This is a genomic window from Enterobacter sp. BIDMC109, from assembly GCF_001037885.1.
GTDB lineage: Bacteria > Pseudomonadota > Gammaproteobacteria > Enterobacterales > Enterobacteriaceae > Enterobacter > Enterobacter hormaechei_C.
The window spans coordinates 2139811-2157935 of record NZ_KQ090002.1; the positions used below are offsets into that span (position 1 = coordinate 2139811).

General features: G+C 55.8%; 16 protein-coding genes and 2 pseudogenes. 10 read left to right on the forward strand and 8 right to left on the reverse strand.

Annotation, left to right across the window (positions count from 1 at the left end):
- Positions 1-3: 3 nt before the first annotated feature.
- Positions 4-885: a LysR substrate-binding domain-containing protein gene (locus SK62_RS10190; RefSeq protein ID WP_023303752.1), complete on the reverse strand. Its 882-nt coding sequence runs from the start codon at positions 883-885 to the stop codon at positions 4-6.
- Between the two features lie 109 nt (positions 886-994).
- On the opposite strand from SK62_RS10190, the gene SK62_RS10195 reads away from it, so the two are divergent.
- Positions 995-1579 carry a nuclear transport factor 2 family protein gene (locus tag SK62_RS10195; RefSeq protein ID WP_015570507.1) on the forward strand — a complete coding sequence of 195 codons (585 nt, stop codon included), beginning with the start codon at positions 995-997 and terminating at the stop codon, positions 1577-1579.
- 117 nt (positions 1580-1696) lie between these two features.
- Here SK62_RS10195 and SK62_RS10200 read toward each other — a convergent pair whose 3' ends face one another.
- The 3 genes from SK62_RS10200 to SK62_RS10210 all read right to left on the reverse strand — a co-directional run bounded on the left by SK62_RS10200 (position 1697) and on the right by SK62_RS10210 (position 4305).
- Positions 1697-2674, reverse strand: coding sequence for an MBL fold metallo-hydrolase (locus SK62_RS10200; RefSeq protein WP_047719545.1), 978 nt, complete (start codon positions 2672-2674; stop codon positions 1697-1699).
- Positions 2675-2781: 107 nt separating this feature from the next.
- Positions 2782-3666 carry an SDR family oxidoreductase gene (locus tag SK62_RS10205; protein ID WP_017382335.1) on the reverse strand — a complete coding sequence of 295 codons (885 nt, stop codon included), beginning with the start codon at positions 3664-3666 and terminating at the stop codon, positions 2782-2784.
- 111 nt (positions 3667-3777) lie between these two features.
- Entirely contained in the window at positions 3778-4305 is a 528-nt protein-coding gene (locus SK62_RS10210; RefSeq protein ID WP_032653615.1) for a GNAT family N-acetyltransferase, read from the reverse strand.
- A gap of 131 nt (positions 4306-4436) precedes the next feature.
- Here SK62_RS10210 and treZ point away from each other — a divergent pair, with 131 nt between their 5' ends.
- The 3 genes from treZ to glgX are packed head-to-tail and all read left to right on the forward strand — an operon-like array spanning position 4437 to position 10780.
- Positions 4437-6224 carry a malto-oligosyltrehalose trehalohydrolase gene (gene treZ / locus SK62_RS10215; protein ID WP_047719547.1) on the forward strand — a complete coding sequence of 596 codons (1788 nt, stop codon included), beginning with the start codon at positions 4437-4439 and terminating at the stop codon, positions 6222-6224.
- Positions 6221-8689 carry a malto-oligosyltrehalose synthase gene (treY, locus tag SK62_RS10220; RefSeq protein WP_047719548.1) on the forward strand — a complete coding sequence of 823 codons (2469 nt, stop codon included), beginning with the start codon at positions 6221-6223 and terminating at the stop codon, positions 8687-8689. Before treZ ends, treY begins: the two co-directional genes overlap by 4 nt.
- 15 nt (positions 8690-8704) lie before the next feature.
- On the forward strand, positions 8705-10780 hold the full coding sequence (gene glgX, locus SK62_RS10225; protein ID WP_047719549.1) for a glycogen debranching protein GlgX: 2076 nt from the start codon (positions 8705-8707) through the stop codon (positions 10778-10780).
- Here glgX and SK62_RS10230 read toward each other — a convergent pair.
- On the reverse strand, positions 10777-11325 hold the full coding sequence (locus SK62_RS10230; RefSeq protein WP_045142140.1) for a winged helix DNA-binding protein: 549 nt from the start codon (positions 11323-11325) through the stop codon (positions 10777-10779). The two genes, glgX and SK62_RS10230, sit on opposite strands and share 4 nt — an antisense overlap.
- A gap of 224 nt (positions 11326-11549) precedes the next feature.
- Between SK62_RS10230 and SK62_RS10235 the strand changes: the two genes are divergently transcribed.
- From SK62_RS10235 to SK62_RS10245, 3 genes are read left to right on the forward strand one after another with little or no spacing between them, the layout of a single operon-like run.
- Complete coding sequence (locus SK62_RS10235) at positions 11550-12272, forward strand: DUF969 domain-containing protein (RefSeq protein WP_003857121.1); 723 nt, start codon at positions 11550-11552, stop codon at positions 12270-12272.
- A complete protein-coding gene (locus SK62_RS10240) occupies positions 12269-13255 on the forward strand; it encodes a DUF979 domain-containing protein (RefSeq protein WP_023296632.1) in 987 nt (328 codons plus the stop codon). Before SK62_RS10235 ends, SK62_RS10240 begins: the two co-directional genes overlap by 4 nt.
- Positions 13256-13264: 9 nt before the next feature.
- Positions 13265-14260 carry a DUF2891 domain-containing protein gene (locus SK62_RS10245; protein ID WP_015570513.1) on the forward strand — a complete coding sequence of 332 codons (996 nt, stop codon included), beginning with the start codon at positions 13265-13267 and terminating at the stop codon, positions 14258-14260.
- 21 nt (positions 14261-14281) lie between these two features.
- Here SK62_RS10245 and SK62_RS10250 read toward each other — a convergent pair.
- Positions 14282-14854: pseudogene (locus tag SK62_RS10250) on the reverse strand (MFS transporter); the annotation flags it as partial.
- Between SK62_RS10250 and SK62_RS22230 the strand changes: the two are divergent.
- The 3 genes and pseudogenes from SK62_RS22230 to SK62_RS10260 all read left to right on the forward strand — a co-directional run.
- A pseudogene (locus tag SK62_RS22230) lies at positions 14855-14989 on the forward strand (LysR family transcriptional regulator); the annotation flags it as partial.
- Positions 14990-15052: 63 nt separating this feature from the next.
- Entirely contained in the window at positions 15053-15319 is a 267-nt protein-coding gene (locus SK62_RS10255) for a type II toxin-antitoxin system TacA family antitoxin (protein ID WP_003857131.1), read from the forward strand.
- Positions 15307-15792 carry a GNAT family N-acetyltransferase gene (locus tag SK62_RS10260; protein WP_003857133.1) on the forward strand — a complete coding sequence of 162 codons (486 nt, stop codon included), beginning with the start codon at positions 15307-15309 and terminating at the stop codon, positions 15790-15792. Before SK62_RS10255 ends, SK62_RS10260 begins: the two co-directional genes overlap by 13 nt.
- A gap of 177 nt (positions 15793-15969) precedes the next feature.
- Here SK62_RS10260 and SK62_RS10265 read toward each other — a convergent pair whose 3' ends face one another.
- Positions 15970-17262, reverse strand: coding sequence for a glycoside hydrolase family 28 protein (locus SK62_RS10265; RefSeq protein WP_047719551.1), 1293 nt, complete (start codon positions 17260-17262; stop codon positions 15970-15972).
- 104 nt (positions 17263-17366) lie between these two features.
- Entirely contained in the window at positions 17367-18125 is a 759-nt protein-coding gene (locus tag SK62_RS10270) for a DeoR/GlpR family DNA-binding transcription regulator (protein ID WP_047719552.1), read from the reverse strand.

Consider the following 18125-nt stretch of genomic DNA (forward strand, 5'->3'; position numbering starts at 1 on the left):
TATTCAACAGGGAAGGTTAGCCATTGCCAGAAAAGCAGTCACTGCATTACCTGGCTCCTGCATGCGGCTGATCATGACCAGATTTGCTGTCAACGCCTGAGCATTCAGGTTGCGGTAAATCAGTCCGGGTATTTGCACCTGTTGCAGGGGGGCGGGAACCAGCGCCAGACCGAGCCCGGCTGCGGCAAATGCCAGAACGCTTAGCGTACTGTTTGAACGATGTGCCACGCAAAAACCATCCCCGAGCTGCTGCGCCAGCAGCAAAGTCAGATTTTCATTGGCGTCATGCGCGTCGTACAGGACCAGGGGATGACCGGCGAGCATTTCAACGGAGAGGTGCGGATGGATGGCTAAGGGATGATCGTCACACATTGCGATTATCATCTCCCAGTTTCCGGTTTTCTGCACCCTGATCTGCGGATCGGCTGTCGTACTGTTATCCGGTGTATAACCGACATCAATATGCCCTGCGAGGATCGCAGCTACCTGTTTCTGGGGAGCGATTTCCTGAATGGTGACTTCTGCATCCGGATGGGTTTTACGGAAGCGACGTACATCGGTAATCATTTTGCCACTAAAAATGGCGTTACCGGCAAAACCGACCCGTACACGCCCTGTCTCTCCCCGTATCGCACGCTGGACTGCCAGACGCGTGTGTTCCATTTGTTCCAGCATCAGTCTGGCTTCGCTGAGAAGAAGCGATCCGGCCTCAGTAAGTTCCACACGACGGCTGGTGCGGATAAACAGCGGACCGCCTAACTCAGTTTCAAGGGCTTTAATCTGCATGCTGAGCGCAGGCTGAACAATATTGAGTCGCTCAGCCGCGCGTCCAAAATGCTCTTCTTCTGCAACAGCCAAAAAATAGCGTAAGTGCCGGAGTTCCATTGCCACCCTGACTCATCATTAAAAATGATTGTTTAGTAATATATATATATTTGAGTATAAACCGCTTCACGGCCAAACTGAACGCATCAACTCAAACAGGAACCAAACAATGCAAACTCACCAACTGCAAGACCGTCAGGATCTTAACGACCTCATGAATGGCTGGATGCACCGCGACCTGGGCGAATGGGAGCAGCTGCGTAATCTTTTTCATCCGGACGGCACAATCGAAATTACCTGGTTCGAAGGGCTCGCGAGCGATTTTGTCGAGGGTTCCATGCGTATGGGCGCTTCAGATTTGCGCACAAAACATATGATTGGCTCGCCCGTCGTCACTTTTAACGACCGCGGCGACAAAGCGATTCTTGAAACCAATGCGATGATCATCGCTGAAAATATAAAACTTAATATTGGATGCGAATGCCACAATCGTTTCTACGATCTGGCAGAAAAGAGAGAGGGCGTATGGAAGCTGTTCCATCGTCAGAGCATCTACGACATGGGTATTTTCACCTTTCCTCTGGGCCCGGTTGAGATTGATTCAAAAATTGCTGCCAACTATCCGCGGGAATATGCCGCGCTAGCTTATCTGCTGGAACAAAGCGGTTTTCCCCTCGGCCGCGTATTTGCCACGCGTGACAGTGAACTAGAAGCGAATATGAAAGCGAACGCAAAAAAATGGCTGGCTGTCTGACAGGTTGAGCGCAGGGCCGAACAGATTTCGCCGGCTGGTTAATACCCGGCCGCGGGGCCCTGGGCGTGAGATAGCGGTCCCAGGCTGACATATTTAGCCTGGGACGCAGAGACTCTCTTATTGCGCGTCCCGGTTGGTATAGGTCACCGGAACCCACGCGTAGCCTTCCCGCTCACCTTTCTTCACATAGCCGATCCCGGGGAAAGGCAGATGTGGCGCCGCAATCAGACCTTTGTTTTTCACAAACTCAGCGAACGCTGCGTTGCGTACCCGGGCGGCTCCGTCCTGATCCTCATCGTAAGCAATCGTCACGTTGGGCTGTGGGAACTGAACCGCGGCAACGTGAATGATGTCGCCGACAAAGGTAATTTTTTCACCTTTGCTCTCCAGCGTGTAGAACGCGGACCCTGGGGTGTGGCCCGGGTGAACCGTACCGCTGATGCCCGGCAGAAGCTGTTCCGTCCCGGAGAAAGTCTTCACTTTCCCGGCATCCAGATAGGGCTTTAAGGTCTTGTGCGCGACGTCGAAGTAGTTCTGGTCATAGCCAGATTTTTTCTGGTTCTCGTCGTTAAAGAAGAAATCGATATCCGGTTTGCCGACATACACCTGTGCGCGGGTAAATACGCGCTGACCGTCTTTGACCAGGCCGCCTGCATGATCGGAGTGCGCGTGGGTGATCAGGATATCGGTGATGTCCTGCGGCCTGATACCCTGCGTCGCCAGGCTTTCAATCAGCCGCCCGCCTTTGCCAGGGCCAAAGAGCTGACCGGAACCGGTATCCACCAGAATTTTGTGGCCGGGCATAGCGATATAGAACGCGTTAATCGATGCTTCCACCGGATTGGCCTGGAAGTTTTTGGCCAGTAACGCATCGGTATTTTCCGCCGTCGTCCGGCGCAGTAAGGCGTGCAGGTCCTGCGGCACGCTGCCGTCCGTAAAGGCGGTGACAATCGTATCGCCAACCTGAACGCTGTAGCCGCCGGCCTGCTGTTTCACCACATGCTGCGGAACGCTGGCCACCGCGTGGATCGCGGGAAAGAATAAAACCGAACCGGTCAACAGGGTTGATAACGCAAGTTTTTTCACAGTAAACATGATGGGCTCCTCAATAGTAAGTTCATCATAGTTCAACTGAGATTTTTGAGAACAGCAGGGAAGTGAATGTGACCTATCCATGAAATGGATAGGTCTGAGAGGATGCTTTACAGCACGCCGGTACCGCCGTCAGAGCACCATACTTGTCCGGAGGCGTATGAGCAGGTATCTGAGGCAAAAAGCACATACAGCGGTGCGATTTCAACCGGCTGGCCCGGTCTGCCCAGGGGCGTATCTTCCCCGAACTTCTGAACTTTGGACTGCGGCTGACCGCCGCTGGACTGAAGAGGCGTCCAGTATGGACCTGGCGCGACGGCATTCACCCGAATGCCACGCGGTCCCAGCTGCTGGGCCAGAGACTTGGTAAAGGCCACGTTACAGGCTTTGGTCTGCGCATAGTCCACCAGGATCGCGCTCGGTTTAAACGCCTGAACGGAAGTGGTGTTGATGATCACGGCGCCTTCCTGCAAATGGCGCAGCGCAGCTTTGGTGATCCAGAAGGGGGCATAGACGTTGGTTTTAAACGTCGCGTCGAAATCTGCCGTGGTGAGATCGTCGATCGATTCGCAGTACTGCTGGCGTCCGGCGTTATTCACCAGGATATCCAGGCCACCCAGTTCCGCGACGGCTTTTTCCACCAGCGTATCGCAGAACGACTCCACGCGAATGTCGCCGGGAATGGCGACCGCTTTACGGCCTTCGGCCCGAATCAGCGCAATGACCGATGCCGCATCGGACTCCTCTTCCGGGAGATAGCCAATAGCCACATCTGCACCTTCACGGGCATAGGCGATCGCTACCGCGCGACCAATTCCGGAATCACCGCCGGTAATCAGCGCTTTTTTTCCCGCCAGTTTGCCTGATCCGATATAACTTGTTTCACCGTGATCCGGTATTGGCTTCATTTCCGATGCCAGCCCGGGGGCCCTTTGCGGTTGTTCAGCAAACGGTGGACGAGGGTAATGCAGCGTGTGATTATTTCCTGTAGACATACCGGCCTCCTTAATAGTGAATTCCAAGATTAGTCGTTAATTAAACGTAAGCGGGCAAAATTGACAAATTCAGACAAATCTATCTTCTGGTAGCGGATATAAAATATTTTCTCAAGCCAGCATGTAATACCAGAAAAGGGCGACCTCATCTTTTTCCGGCAGGGCGTTGTAAAGGTAGCGATCGTAACCGCCGAGAATAAACCCATAGTGACGATAGAACTGACAGGCAGAAACATTAACGTTCTGCGTCTCCAGCCGTAACCCGGGCGCATTGAGGCTTCGCGCCCAGACGTGGGTGGCGGACATCAGCTTGTGCGCCGCGCCCGTACGGCGTTTTGAACGCTCTACGGCAATGTAATCCACCGAAATAAATTTATTCCAGTTGCAGGACGCGGTAATAAAACCGGCGATTTCACCGTCATCCGTTTCGGCGATAAGAAATATTGAATCCGGATTAACGCAATGATTTTCCAGCGTCTGGAGATCAAGTTCATAGGTTTTAAGATAAGGTTCGGTCAGCGCCTCGATATGCAAATCACCATTGAGAAATGGCTCTCTGGCAATCTCATCAACCTTGAAAGAAAAATCACAACATTCAAGGCGGGCGAGGTCTGTACTTAATCCTTTTCGAATATGCATAGTATTCCTTAAGTGGGAGTTATAAATAGATAATAGACGAAGCGGCATCTCCTGCTGGCATAACACTCTGTAGATCCTGGTCTAAGCTTGTATTTCGTTCCGCGTAAAAGGTGGTCATTCGAGGACAATGAATGGAATTCAGAACATGTCGCAGGCACTGGGGTGCTGAGTTTATTTCCGATGACGTTGTACGTTTTCGCGTCTGGGCAGAAGGGCAAAAAGATCTCACGTTGCGTTTAACCGATACCGACATTCCCATGGCGGCGGTGGGCGACGGTTGGTTTCAGATTGACGTGCCCGGCGTCAGGCACGGTACGACCTATCAGTTTGTTTTACAGGATGGAATGGCGGTGCCGGATCCGGCCTCACGCGCGCAGCAGGCTGACGTCAACGGCCCGTCGGTGGTGATCGACCCGCGTCGCAGCCAGCCCACTCAGCGGGAATGGCAAGGACGACCGTGGGAAGAGACGGTGATCTACGAGCTGCATATCGGCACCTTCACCGGGGAAGGAACCTTCAGGGCGGCCATCGACAAACTGCCTTATCTGGCCGGGCTGGGTATTACGCAACTGGAAGTGATGCCCGTGTCCCAGTTCGGGGGCGCGCGCGGATGGGGGTATGACGGCGTACTGCTGTATGCCCCGCACTCGGCTTATGGCACACCGGATGATTTTCATGCCTTCATTGATGCCGCCCACGCGCTCGGGCTTTCCGTGGTGCTGGATATCGTACTCAACCACTTTGGCCCGGAAGGTAATTACCTGCCGTTGCTCTCGCCAGCGTTTTTCCATCAGGATCGTATGACCCCGTGGGGCAACGGTATTGCCTATGAGGTTGAGGCCGTCCGGCAATACATTGCCGAGGCGCCGTTATTCTGGCTCTCGGAGTATCATCTTGACGGTCTGCGCTTCGACGCCATCGACCAGATCCATGACGACGCTGAGACCCATATTCTTCCCGAGATAGCGCAACGGATCCGCGACGCATTTCCGGATCGGCATATCCATCTGACCACCGAAGACAGTCGCAACGTGATTTTCCTGCATCCGCGCGATGAGCATGGTCAGACGCCGCTTTTCACCGCCGAATGGAATGATGATTTTCACAACGCCGCGCATGTCTTCGCGACCGGGGAATCACACGCCTATTATCAGGATTTTGCCTTTGAGCCGGAGAAAAAACTGGCGCGGGCGCTGGCAGAGGGCTTTGTCTACCAGGGGGAAATCTCGCTTCAGACCGGAAAATCGCGCGGGGTAGAGTGTCGCGAGCAACCTCCGCAGTTTTTTGTCGATTTTATTCAGAATCACGACCAGGTCGGCAACCGTGCCCAGGGGGAGAGGCTTATCTCTCTGGCAGGCGCGGATAAAACGCGTGTGCTGTTTGCGGCGCTGCTTATGTCGCCTCATATTCCGCTGCTGTTTATGGGCGAGGAGTATGGCGAAACGCATCCGTTCCTCTTTTTCACCGACTTCCACGGCGACCTGGCGAAAGCCGTGCGGGAAGGGCGCGCGAAAGAGTTTACCGGCCATGCCGGGCACGATGAAACCGTACCGGACCCCAATGACGTAAATACCTTTATGCGGTCGAAGCTTGACTGGAACAAGGCAGACACGGAGGAAGGCAGGGCGTGGCTGCACGCTACGCGCGAACTGATTGCGCTGCGTCAGCGCTTTATCGTCCCGCTACTGAAACAGCGGGGCGCCGTGGAGGGTAACGTCCTGCAAACGGCGCTCGGCATGGTTGCCGTGAGCTGGCGTTTCCCGTCCGGTACGCTGTCGCTGGCGCTGAATATCGGCAAAAAGCCGCTCGCCTTACCGAACCTGCCCGGAAAAACGATCTTTAGCTGGCCGGAGGCAGTCGATAACCTGCCGGCAAACAGCATTGTTGTTCGCTTAGCTGATGGAGAAGCAGCGCTATGATCCCTTCCTCTACTTACCGAATTCAGTTTCGCAACGGCATGACCTTCGATCGCGTGGTGGACCTGATTCCGTATATGAAAGACCTTGGAATTAGCCATCTTTACGCGTCGCCTGTTTTCACCGCAACCACGGATTCCACCCACGGCTATGACGTGACCGACCCCAACGAAATCGACCCGGCGATTGGCGGGCGGGAAGGGTTTGACCGCATGGCGGCAGCGCTGAAACAGGCGGGGATGGGGCTGATTCTGGATATCGTTCCTAACCATATGTCGACCTCGCTGGAAAACCGCTGGTGGCGCGATGTTATAGAACAAGGCAGGCAGAGCCGCTATGCGGCATATTTTGATATCGACTGGTCCCGACCGCTGACGTTGCCGTTTCTTGGCGACACCTTTGAAGCCGAGCTGGAGCGGGGGGCTATCACCTTAAAACGTGACAGTGTCACCAACAGCGCAGCGCTGGTTTATTATGATACCGCCTATCCGCTTAATCCCGGCACGTATGCCGAAGGCAAGAGCATCGCTGAGATCCACGAGGCGCAAAGCTGGCGGCTGATGTCCTGGCGGGAAGCGCCGAAACAGCTTTCATGGCGGCGCTTTTTTGAAATCACCGGGCTGGTCGGCGTGCGGGTAGAGGATGAGGCGGTCTTCGCAGACACGCACCGCCTGATCCTTGAGCTTGTTCACGCCGGGGTTGTCGACGGCCTGCGCATTGACCATGTGGACGGGCTTGCCGATCCGCTGGGCTATTTGCAGCGCCTGCGTGCGGCGACCGGACCGGATTGCTACATCACGGTAGAGAAGATCCTCGCCAAAGGGGAACAGCTTCCTCCGGAGTGGCCGGTCTCGGGTACTACGGGCTATGAGTTTATTGCCTCGCTGGCGGAAGTGCTGGTGGATGATACCAACCTCTCGCGACTGGAGACGCTCTACGACGAGACGCTGGGTACGACCGTGGACAGGCAGGCGGAACTTCGCAAAGCCAAAGGGCTGATGACCGATCGTAATTTTGAAGGTGAATTTACCACGCTGCTCAAAATAGCCAGCGAGCTGGCCGGGCATAACGGCGCCCAAGTGGAGCATGAGTATATCCGCCATGCCCTGCGCGAGCTGCTTATCGCGTTTCCGGTGTATCGCACCTACGGCACCGGAGAGGGGCTGACGCCACCGGATGTGGCGCTGCTCAGTCGCGTGGTCGCCAGCGTCGACACCTCTGAACCCGCGCTCAGCCTGATCGTGCGTATTCTCACCGGCGATCTGCCGGAGGATGACCACGCGCTGGCCTCGCTTTTCCGCACCCGTTTTCAGCAACTGACCGGGCCGCTGATGGCGAAATCGGTAGAGGATACGCTGTTCTTTCGCCATAACCTGGAGCTGGCCCTGAACGAAGTCGGCGCCGACCCGACGCCGCGCGCGTTTTCACTTTCCCGTTTTCATCAGGAGATGCGTATTCGTCTTGCCCGCCAGCCCGATGCGCTGCTGGGAACCTCCACCCACGACACCAAACGCGGCGAGGATGCGCGAGCGCGACTATACACGCTGACGGAAGCGCCAGATCTGTGGGGGGAAAACCTGGCGCGCTGGCGCCAGATGAACCAGACGCAGGTTCGATTCCTCAACGACGGCACCGCGCCGAACGCCGCCGACACCTGGATGATCTTCCAGGCGCTGGCGGGCGTCTGGCCAGCCACGCTGTCGCCAGACGATCGTGATGGTCTTAAGTCACTGGAAGAGCGTTTCCTCGGCTTTATTGAGAAAGCCCTGCGCGAGGCCAAGCAGCGTACCGACTGGATCGACAGCAACGAAGGGTACGAGAGCGTGGTGCTGGACTACGTGCGCCATCTGCTCTCCCCGGATAACACCCTGTTCCTGCGTGATTTCAGTGCCGCACTCCAGCCGTTTATTCGGGCTGGGTTAATGAACAGCCTGAGCCAGACGGTGATCAAGCTGACTGCGCCAGGCGTACCGGACATCTACCAGGGCAGCGAAGGGCTTAACTTCAGCCTGGTCGACCCGGATAACCGCCGCGAACCGGATTTCACCGCGCTGGCGGAAAACCTCAGCGTAGCGGATGGAACCATTTTTAACGATGCGCAACGCTGGCGAGAGGGCAGCGTGAAGCAGTACGTCACCGCCACGCTGTTACGGCTGCGGCCGCATTACCCCGCGCTTTTCCGCTACGGCGACTGGCTGCCGCTGAAGGTGACCGGCGAGCGGGAAGAGAATCTGATCGTTTATGCCCGCATAAAAGATGACGAGGCGCTGATCGTCGCCGTGCCGCGTCTGGTGTTTGACGTCACCGACAATGCGATGCTGTGGGCCAATACTACGGTGGCCATACCCCAGGAGCTGGCCGGGAAGCACTACCGGGATCTGTTTACCGGTGAGCGCCGCCTTCTGCCAGAGACGCTGGATTTAACGTCTGAAAAGGGATGTTTGTTGGTTCTGCTTACCTGCGACTAATCGAGGAGAACAAAAATGCCAAAGGATACAACGTTTGAAATTCGGGCCGGTCATGGCCAGCAGTTGGGCGCAAATTATGACGGGAAAGGGGTGAACTTCGCTCTGTTTTCCGCCCACGCGGAGCGGGTAGAGCTGTGTCTGTTTGATCCTTCGGGAAAAACAGAAATAGCCCGCCTGGAACTGCCGGAATATACCCATGAGGTCTGGCACGGCTATGTGCCGGATCTGAAACCGGGGGCGCTGTATGGTTACCGTGTGTATGGCCCTTACGATCCGGAGAACGGTCACCGCTTCAATCCCAATAAGCTGCTTATTGACCCCTATGCCCGTGAACTGGTGGGTGACATTGAGTGGAACGATGCCCACTTCGGCTATGAGCTGGGACACGATGAGCTGGATCTCAGCTTTGATACGCGAGACAGCGCGCCGTTTACGCCCAAATGTAAGGTCATCGACCCCAATGCCGTTGACTGGCAAGACTCCCGCCGACCCGATATCCCGTGGCCGCATACCGTGGTCTATGAGAGCCACGTCAAAGGTTTTACCCAGCTTAACCCGGCTATTCCGCCTGAACTGCGCGGTACGTTTGAGGGGATGGGGCATAAAGCGTCGGTGGAGTACATCAAAAGCCTCGGCATTACCTCGGTCGAGCTGCTGCCGGTTCACTGGTTCCCTGACGATCAGCACCTGCTCAATCGCGGCCTGAAAAACTTCTGGGGCTATAACTCGCTCGGTTTCTTTGCGCCAGCGTCCCGCTATTACGGCCCGGCGGGGATCAAGGGTTTCCGCGACATGGTGCGTGCCTATCATGACGCGGGCATCGAGGTGATCCTCGACGTGGTCTATAACCACACGGCGGAGGGCAACGAGCTGGGGCCAACCCTGTCGTTTAAGGGGATTGATAACTTCTGCTATTACCGCACCATGCCGGATCAGCACCGGTATTACATCAACGACACCGGCACCGGGAACACCGTTAATACTTCCCACCCGCGCGTATTGCAGATGGTCATGGACTCCCTGCGTTACTGGGCAGAATCGATGCAGATTGACGGTTTCCGCTTTGATCTCGGGACCATTCTTGGACGTGAGCCGGAGGGGTTCGATCCGCGCGGCGGCTTCTTCGATGCCGTGACCCAGGATCCGGTGCTGTCGAAGCTGAAGCTCATAGGTGAGCCGTGGGATATCGGCCCCGGCGGGTATCAGGTGGGAGGCTTCCCGCCTGGCTGGGGTGAGTGGAACGACAAATACCGCGATACGGTACGTGAATACTGGAAGGGGGATAACGTCTCAAACGATTTTGCCGCCCGTCTGTTAGGGTCCGGTGATTTGTACGATCTGCGCGGGCGTCGTCCGTGGGCCAGCGTCAATTTTATCACCGCGCATGACGGCTTCACGCTGAATGACCTGGTGTCGTACAACGAGAAACATAACGCCGATAACGGGGAAGATAATAACGACGGACATAACGATAACCGGTCGTATAACTACGGCGAAGAGGGGCCGACGGAGAATCCGGATATCATCGCCACCCGCGAGCGGCAAAAGCGCAACTTCCTCACCACGCTCTTCTTCTCGCACGGCACACCGATGCTGCTGGCAGGCGATGAGTTTGGCCGGACGCAAAAGGGCAATAATAACGGCTATTGTCAGGACAGCGAGATCTCCTGGGTAAACTGGAAAGGGCTCTCTGAAAACGACGAGAAGCTGCGCGACTTTACCCGTCGGCTGATTGCCCTGCGCGCGACGCAGCCGCTGCTGCGACGTGAGAACTGGCGCGACGGGCTGGAGATCCGCTGGTTTAACGCCGGTGGCGGACCGCAGCAGTCGGAACAGTGGGACGAGGGTTCCACCCTTGGTCTTGCCATCAGCCGTCCTGATCTTGAGCAGGAAGAGGGCGTCTGGCACGACGTGCTGATGCTGTTTAACCCGTTTGAAGGTACGGTGCCATTCCAGATCCCCCAGTTTGGCGAAGGGGGTTGGGTGCTGGAGCTTTCGACGGCGGATGAGGCCCCCACAGGGGAAATCATCACGGAATCCGTCGATTATGAACTGGCCGGGCGGAGTATGACGCTTTTCCGCCGTCCTTAAAGCGAGGCCGCCGCGCGTGCGGCGGTATCATACAGGGAGGAGATCGCGCGGAGTAACTGCGCGGTCTCGCCAATTGATGCTCCCGGAATGCCGCTTTCCGCATGAATGTTGATCAGGCAGGCCTCCCGCACCTCCCGGTACTTCATGCACAGCGCTTTTCCCTCCGCCGTAGTAGAGAAAAAAAGCTCTTTTCCGGCTTTCTCGCTGGTGACATATCCCGCCTTAACCAGCTTTTTCAGCGCATACGTCACCACGTGGGTATCTTCCACGTTCAGCACAAAGCAGATGTCGGCCAGCTTTTTCTTGCGGTTGCGGTGATTCACGTGGTGCAGAAGCGAAACGTCAAAGGCCCCCATATCCGGTTCACCCGCTGCGGTCATGCAGCGCACCATCCATTTGTTAAACGCATTGCTGGTCATGATCAGCGCATATTCCAGCTCTGATAATTCAGCACACCGCTCTGAGACGAGATGACGGGAGGAGACGATTCGCCCGTCCGCAATATCGTCGTGGTTTAACGCTGTCGTCTTTTTCTTTACTGTCATAACGATCCTTCCCCCGAAATGTAAACCCGTCGATAAAATAAGAACATTTTATTGATAAATTGTTTACATGTTTTTGACGTTCAGATATAGCTTTTTAGTGCAGGTTCTGTGGAGCCTGACGCAAAACACAACATCGCGCGCCGTAATGCACCGGCTTCGCTCTGCTGCGAAGTATAAAAAATAGCCGTCGGCGCGCAACGCTCACTTTGGATAGGGTAACGTTTATGGACAGTTCTACACTGTTGCCACTTATCGGGATTCCGGTGGTGGTTATTGGTTTTGCACTGCGTTTCAACCCGCTGCTGGTTGTCGTGGTGGCGGGGCTGGCGACGGGCCTGCTGGTTGGCATGGATTTCGGTATGCTGCTGGAAACCTTTGGCGAAAAGTTCGTGAATAGCCGATCGCTTGCCACCTTCATTCTGATCCTGCCGGTGATTGGCCTGCTGGAGTATTACGGGCTGAAAGAGCGCGCCCAGGCCTGGGTCGCGAAGATCGCCAGCGCCACCTCGGCGCGTATCCTGATGCTCTACTTTGTCGCCCGCGAAGGGACGGCTGCGCTGGGCCTGATGTCCCTTGGCGGCCACGCGCAAACGGTGCGTCCGCTGCTGGCGCCGATGGCGGAAGGGGCGGCCCTGAATGAATACGGCGAACTGCCGCAGACTATCCGCGACAAAATCAAAGCCCATGCCGCCGCGTGTGACAATATCGCGGTTTTCTTTGGGGAAGATATCTTTATCGCCTTTGGCGCGGTACTGCTGATTGATGCGTTCCTGAAAGAGAACGGGATCGAGGGGATCGAACCGCTGCATATCGGCCTGTGGGCCATTCCGACCGCTATTGCGGCACTGATCATCCATATGACGCGTCTGCTGCGCCTCGACGCCAGCATTCGTCGCGACGTGATGGCCTGGAAAGCAGAGCAGGGTACGCAGGAGATCGCACCATGATGACCCTCATTACCATTAACCGCGTGTACTACCTGATCGGCTTCGTCGTGATGCTGCTGGTTGTGATGACCCTTCGCGATCGCGCTAACCCAAAACGCTATACCACGGCGCTGTTCTGGTTTCTGTTCGGCGGGATCTTCCTGTTTGGCGATCTGATGGTGCAGGAGCTGGGTAAGTCGCTGGCGTATCGCATTATTGGCGGGGCCGTTATCGTGATTGCGCTGCTGGCCGGTTTCGGGCTGGTCGGGAAGGGGTACTATAAAATGTCCACCGAGGAGGAGCGTGTTGCCTCGTCGAACCGGCTGAAAAACTGGCTGTTTTTACCGGCACTGATGATCCCCGTGGTAACGGTCATCGGGACGCTGTTTCTGAAAGGCGTGTCGATTGGCGGCGTTTATCTGCTCGACCAGAAACAGCTTACGCTGGCGGCGCTGTGCGTGGCCTGCGTGGCGGCTATCCTTACCGGCTGGTGGCTGACAAAAGGTACGCCGCTGCATGCGGTGCGTCAGTCGCGTCGGCTGGTCGATACCATTGGCTGGGCGGTGATCCTGCCGCAGATGCTCGCCATGCTCGGCGGGGTGTTTGTGGTGGCGAATACCGGCGAATCGGTACAAAAGGTGGTCAGCCTGTTTGTGAACCCGGACAGCCGCTTCATGCTGGTGGTCATTTACTGCGTGGGGATGGCGCTGTTTACCATGATCATGGGTAATGCCTTCGCAGCCTTCCCGGTGTTAAGCGCCGGTATCGCTCTGCCATTCCTGATTAACGTCCATCACGGTAACCCGGCGCCGCTGCTGGCTATCGGTATGTACGCAGGCTATTGCGGCACGCTGATGACGCCGATGGCCGCCAACTTCAACATTGTGCCCGCCGCGCTGCTGGAGCTAAAAGACAAATATCAGGTTATCAAGATCCAGATCCCGACCGCGTTAACCCTGCTGGTGGTGAACGTGTTCTTAATGTATTTCCTCGTGTTTCGCTAAGGAGCTGCAATGGAATTAACGCAACATCAGGCTGACGCCTTCGCCAGAATGCCGTTGACCTATTTACGTCAGGAATACCCGAACCACATTATGCATCTGCTCAACGACGACGGCGACGTTCTGCCGCCTCGCGAGCTGCACCCGATCTTTTACGGCTGTTTTGACTGGCACTCTGCGGTGCACGGCTACTGGCTGCTGCTGCGCTGCCTGCGTCTCTGGCCCGAACTGCCGTGCCGGGAAGAGATCATCACTCTGTTCGAAGAACACCTGACCGACGAGAAGGTGGCGAAGGAGCTGGCCTATTTTACCGCGCCGTTCCGCGCGTCGTTTGAGCGGCCTTATGGCTACGGCTGGCTGCTGGCGCTGGCGCAGGAGCTGAAACAGTCGTCACTGCCACAGGCGGAGCGCTGGTACCAGACGCTGCAACCGTTAACGCGGGATATTCGCCAGCGGCTGGTGGATTACCTCAGCAAGCTCACCTATCCCATCCGCGTCGGAACACATTACAACACGGCGTTTGCGCTCGCGCTGGGGCTGGATTATGCCCGGGCGGTGACGGATGACGGGCTTGAACAGGCTATCCTGGACGCGGCGACGCGCTTTTATCATACGGACACGCAATATCCGGCGCATTATGAGCCGGGCGGCGACGAGTATATCTCCGGGGCGCTGACCGAGGCGTTACTGATGAGTAAGGTGGTAGAGAATTTCCCGGCCTGGTTCGATGCGTTTCTGCCTGAAGTGGGTGCCGTTTCAGCGCTGATGAACCCGGCTGAGGTAAGCGACCGCACCGACCCGAAAATCGCACATCTGGACGGGCTTAACCTCAGCCGCGCGTGGTGTATGAAGCACATTGCCCGTGCTCTGCCGGAAAACCACCCGGCGCAACAGGCGTTACAGGATGCCGTTGCGCGCCATCTCTCGGCAAGCGTGGAGCATGTTGTCGGCAGTCACTACAGCGGCGGCCACTGGCTGGCGAGTTTTGCGCTGCTGGCGCTGGAGTAGCGCTTAGTTATATTTTTGTGCTCATCCTGTTTCCGCAGGATGAGTGATTTTACGCAACCGGCTCGCGCTGACGACGACCGCTACCGCAGAAGCTGCGGCGGCGACCCACAGCGCAACATGAATTGGCCTTTCATCTGCGGCCAGCAGAACGGCCACGGCGGCGGCGCCAAGACACTGCCCGAACGTGCGCATAATGGATAAAACACCGGATGCATAGCTCGCATGCTCACGAATAACGTTGGAGAGCATTTCCCGGTTATTGGGACTCTGAAAGCAGCCAAACCCCACTCCGCACACCAGACTCCGCAGGCAGATATCCCATATTGAAGGGCGGTCGGGTAATGTTGCCAGCAGGATCAAACCGACGACAAAAATCATCAGCCCCAGGATGGATATCGCCGGGGCTGAAATCGTGTCTGCCCACCGGCCTGCATGCGGCGCAATCAGTACGATCCCTAGCGGCCACGGCGTAAACAGCAGGGCAGACAACACCGGGCTGTAGCCGTATTCGCTCTGAAACAGGAAGGGCAGCGCAATAAAGGTGATCCCCTGGCTGACAAAAGCAATCATCGACGTGAAGGCCGCGAGGGTAAAAAAAGCCGTCGTATTACGGTATCGCAGATGTGGCACCCAAGAATGGAACGCGACCCTGGTCACCGCTGGCTGAGAGAGCAAATTCTTGCGATATGCGGTGTGGAGAGGTCAGACATGATTAAGGGTTCTGTATAGCGATTGCTATACACAGCGCTTATGCTATGCTTGTAAAGCAATTGCTATACAAGAGGTATACCTATGAAATCAGATGTTCAACTCAATCTCAGAGCCAAAGAATCCCAGCGGGCGCTTATCGATGCCGCCGCAGAGATCCTCCATAAATCACGCACGGACTTCATTCTGGAGATGGCCTGTCAGGCAGCCGAGAATGTGATCCTCGATCGACGTGTATTCAATTTTAACGATGAACAGTACGCAGAGTTCATTGACATGCTCGATGCCCCGGTCGCGGACGATCCTGCCATAGAAAAACTGCTGGCAAGGAAACCACAGTGGGACGTGTAACAGCACCAGAGCCCTTATCCAGCGTCCATCAACTGGCGGAGTTCGTCAGTGGAGAGGCCGTGCTTGACGAATGGCTAAAACAAAGAGGTCTGAAAAACCAGGCGCTCGGCGCAGCCCGAACGTTTGTCGTTTGTAAAACGGGCACGAAGCAGGTCGCGGGATTTTACTCTCTGGCTACCGGCAGCGTTAACCATACGCAAGCGACAGGTAATCTGCGGCGTAACATGCCGGATCCCATACCCGTGATTATACTTGCCCGTCTGGCTGTGGATGTCTCGTTACGCGGAAACGGGTTGGGAGCCGATTTACTCCACGATGCGGTTTTACGCTGTTATCGGGTAGCTGAGAATATCGGGGTGCGAGCGATCATGGTTCATGCACTCACTGAGGAAGCCAAAGCGTTTTATATCCACCATGGTTTCAAAGCATCGCAGACTCAGGAACGGACACTGTTTCTCCGGCTTCCCCAGTAGAGGCACAGGGAAGGGGTGGGATGCGATGGGCTTATCTGATGAGGGATAGGCTTCATAATATCTTATTTAACATAATATACATTATGCGCACTAAGATTAATTAAGAACAAATCCAGCCGTTTCGGGCCCATCCTTGTTCTGCTCATTCAGCGCATTATGTCCTTCGATTCTATGCCCTTAACGCTCATAACTGTCGTTACGGTTTTGGGTGTTCTCCACGGCAGTCACCTGCACATCCTTAAAGCGCAACCCATCCACACCGGAAATTTTCCCGAACTCTGACGCGTCAATCAAAATTCCGTCCAGTGTTAACCCGGTCACAGGACGCTCCGGATACCCCTCAATGAAAAAAGCCCGCGAGAAATATTTGTTGTCTGAGCGATGCGCCGACATATTTTTAATCGTCAGTCCGCTGACCGCAGTAAGACCGGCTTCGCCCTCAACACCTTCAGCCAGCTTGCGCCAGTGTTCTGGTTTATCAGATAAATTTCCCCGGTCGCCATAGCTGTACTGCGGAAACCAGTTCAGCTGGATCAGCACCGGAAAACGTACGTCCGTAAGATGTAAATTTTGGACGGTGATATCACGGATAAATCCGCCCCGGTTGCGGGCCGACTTAATGCGAAACCCGACGCCCGTACCGTTAAACGCGTTATCTTCTATCAGGACGCGTTCAATGCCGCCTGAGGTTTCGCTCCCCAGCGTGATCCCGGACCCCTTATTCAGCGTACAACCGCGAATCACGATATCCCTTGCGGTACGTGCTTTTTGCGCCGCTTCGCGTCCTCGTCCTGATTTTATGCAGATATTGTCGTCATTACAGGAAACAATGCAGCGTTCAACCCGCACCTGTTCACAGGAATCGATATCAATCCCGTCGGTGCTCGGCCCCGCAGAATTGCTGATTTGCACGCCCTCAACCGTGATATGGCGCGAATAACAGAGGTGCACGTTCCAGAATCCGGACTCCCGACTGGTAAAATCACGCAGCAGAATGCTCTGGCTTTCAAAGACCAGAATATTGCGCGGGCGCTGACAGTCGTAATCAACCACCCAGCGCAATCCTCTGGCGCTGTAATCGCCGACCATGCCGCTGCGCTCGTCATCGCCCCAGAAGCGTTGCCACCAGATAACACCCTGCCCGTCTATTGTGCCTGTACCGGTAATACTGACGTTTTCACAATCGATGATATTAATAATGCCTGCCGGCCAGCGCATATCAATGCCCGCCACCCGGGTGTTTATCAGGGGATAATCAGCCAGATCCTGGCTTCCAACGAGCTGTGCGCCAGCGTCCAGGCGAAGCGAAACACCGCTTTTCAGGAACAGTGCTCCGGTCAGAAAACGGCCTTGCGGAATAACAATGACATCGTTCTGTTGAGCGCTATTTATGGCCTGCTGAATGGCAGACGTTGACAGGCGTTGCGCGGTTGGGTCCGCGCCGCACGTCAGAATGGAGACCGCTTTCATGGCTTGTCCTTAAACAGATGAAAGCCTTAGTCTAGAAATCCGCGTGAAGGATAACCTTTGTCTGTTTGACAGCCACGCGGTCAGGCTGGCAAAAAAGCAGATATTTACTGGCTTGCGATCACCGCAACGCCCTTTTCTTTCAGAGCGCTCACCCAGCGTTCATCCGTTGTGTTTTCAACAACCAGCGTATTCACCAGCGACAGGTCGCCAATCACAAACGCCGAGGCCGTGTTGATCTTTTCCGGTGAGGCCAATACCACCGTTTCCGCCGCTCTGCCGGAAAATGCACGTTTGATGCACGCTTCTTCGTAATCTCCGGTGGTCAGCCCGGCCTCAGGATGAACGCCGGTGACCCCCATGAAGAACAGATCCGCATGAATATTATTGATGCCTTCAATAGTGGCCGCGCCGACCGTGACGATGGAGTGTTTATACAAACGACCACCAATCAGGATCACCTCTATGCATGGATGGTCGACCAGCCCCAAAGCGATACCCGGGCTGTGCGTCACCACGGTTATCCGTAAATCGGGTGGTAAGAACGTAATAAGTTCGGAGGTGGTCGTCCCGCCATCGATGATCACCACCTGCCCCGGTGAAATGAGCTGCGCGCCTCGCCGTGCCACGCGTTTTTTTGCATCCATTTTAACGGACTGACGCTCGGCAAAAGGCGCAATCGCTGACGATGCTGGCAGTGCGCCGCCGTGAACACGCTGCAAACGCCCTTCTGCCGCCAGTTCACGTAAATCCCGGCGGATAGTGTCCTCAGACACCGAGAAAAAGAGGCTGAGCGCAGTAGACTGGACCTGACCTTCCGCCTCCAGTTTTTCCAGAATCAACTGTTTACGCTGGCTTGTGAGCAT

Coding starts and splice junctions, on each gene's coding strand:
- SK62_RS10190 (WP_023303752.1), bottom strand. CDS start 885: ATGGAACTCCGGCACTTACGCTATTTTTTGGCTGTTGCAGAAGAAGAG.
- SK62_RS10265 (WP_047719551.1), bottom strand. CDS start 17,262: ATGAAAGCGGTCTCCATTCTGACGTGCGGCGCGGACCCAACCGCGCAA.
- treZ (WP_047719547.1), top strand. CDS start 4,437: ATGGAATTCAGAACATGTCGCAGGCACTGGGGTGCTGAGTTTATTTCC.
- SK62_RS10255 (WP_003857131.1), top strand. CDS start 15,053: ATGAAATCAGATGTTCAACTCAATCTCAGAGCCAAAGAATCCCAGCGG.
- treY (WP_047719548.1), top strand. CDS start 6,221: ATGATCCCTTCCTCTACTTACCGAATTCAGTTTCGCAACGGCATGACC.
- glgX (WP_047719549.1), top strand. CDS start 8,705: ATGCCAAAGGATACAACGTTTGAAATTCGGGCCGGTCATGGCCAGCAG.
- SK62_RS10245 (WP_015570513.1), top strand. CDS start 13,265: ATGGAATTAACGCAACATCAGGCTGACGCCTTCGCCAGAATGCCGTTG.
- SK62_RS10200 (WP_047719545.1), bottom strand. CDS start 2,674: ATGTTTACTGTGAAAAAACTTGCGTTATCAACCCTGTTGACCGGTTCG.
- SK62_RS10205 (WP_017382335.1), bottom strand. CDS start 3,666: ATGTCTACAGGAAATAATCACACGCTGCATTACCCTCGTCCACCGTTT.
- SK62_RS10235 (WP_003857121.1), top strand. CDS start 11,550: ATGGACAGTTCTACACTGTTGCCACTTATCGGGATTCCGGTGGTGGTT.
- SK62_RS10270 (WP_047719552.1), bottom strand. CDS start 18,125: ATGCTCACAAGCCAGCGTAAACAGTTGATTCTGGAAAAACTGGAGGCG.
- SK62_RS10240 (WP_023296632.1), top strand. CDS start 12,269: ATGATGACCCTCATTACCATTAACCGCGTGTACTACCTGATCGGCTTC.
- SK62_RS10195 (WP_015570507.1), top strand. CDS start 995: ATGCAAACTCACCAACTGCAAGACCGTCAGGATCTTAACGACCTCATG.
- SK62_RS10230 (WP_045142140.1), bottom strand. CDS start 11,325: ATGACAGTAAAGAAAAAGACGACAGCGTTAAACCACGACGATATTGCG.
- SK62_RS10210 (WP_032653615.1), bottom strand. CDS start 4,305: ATGCATATTCGAAAAGGATTAAGTACAGACCTCGCCCGCCTTGAATGT.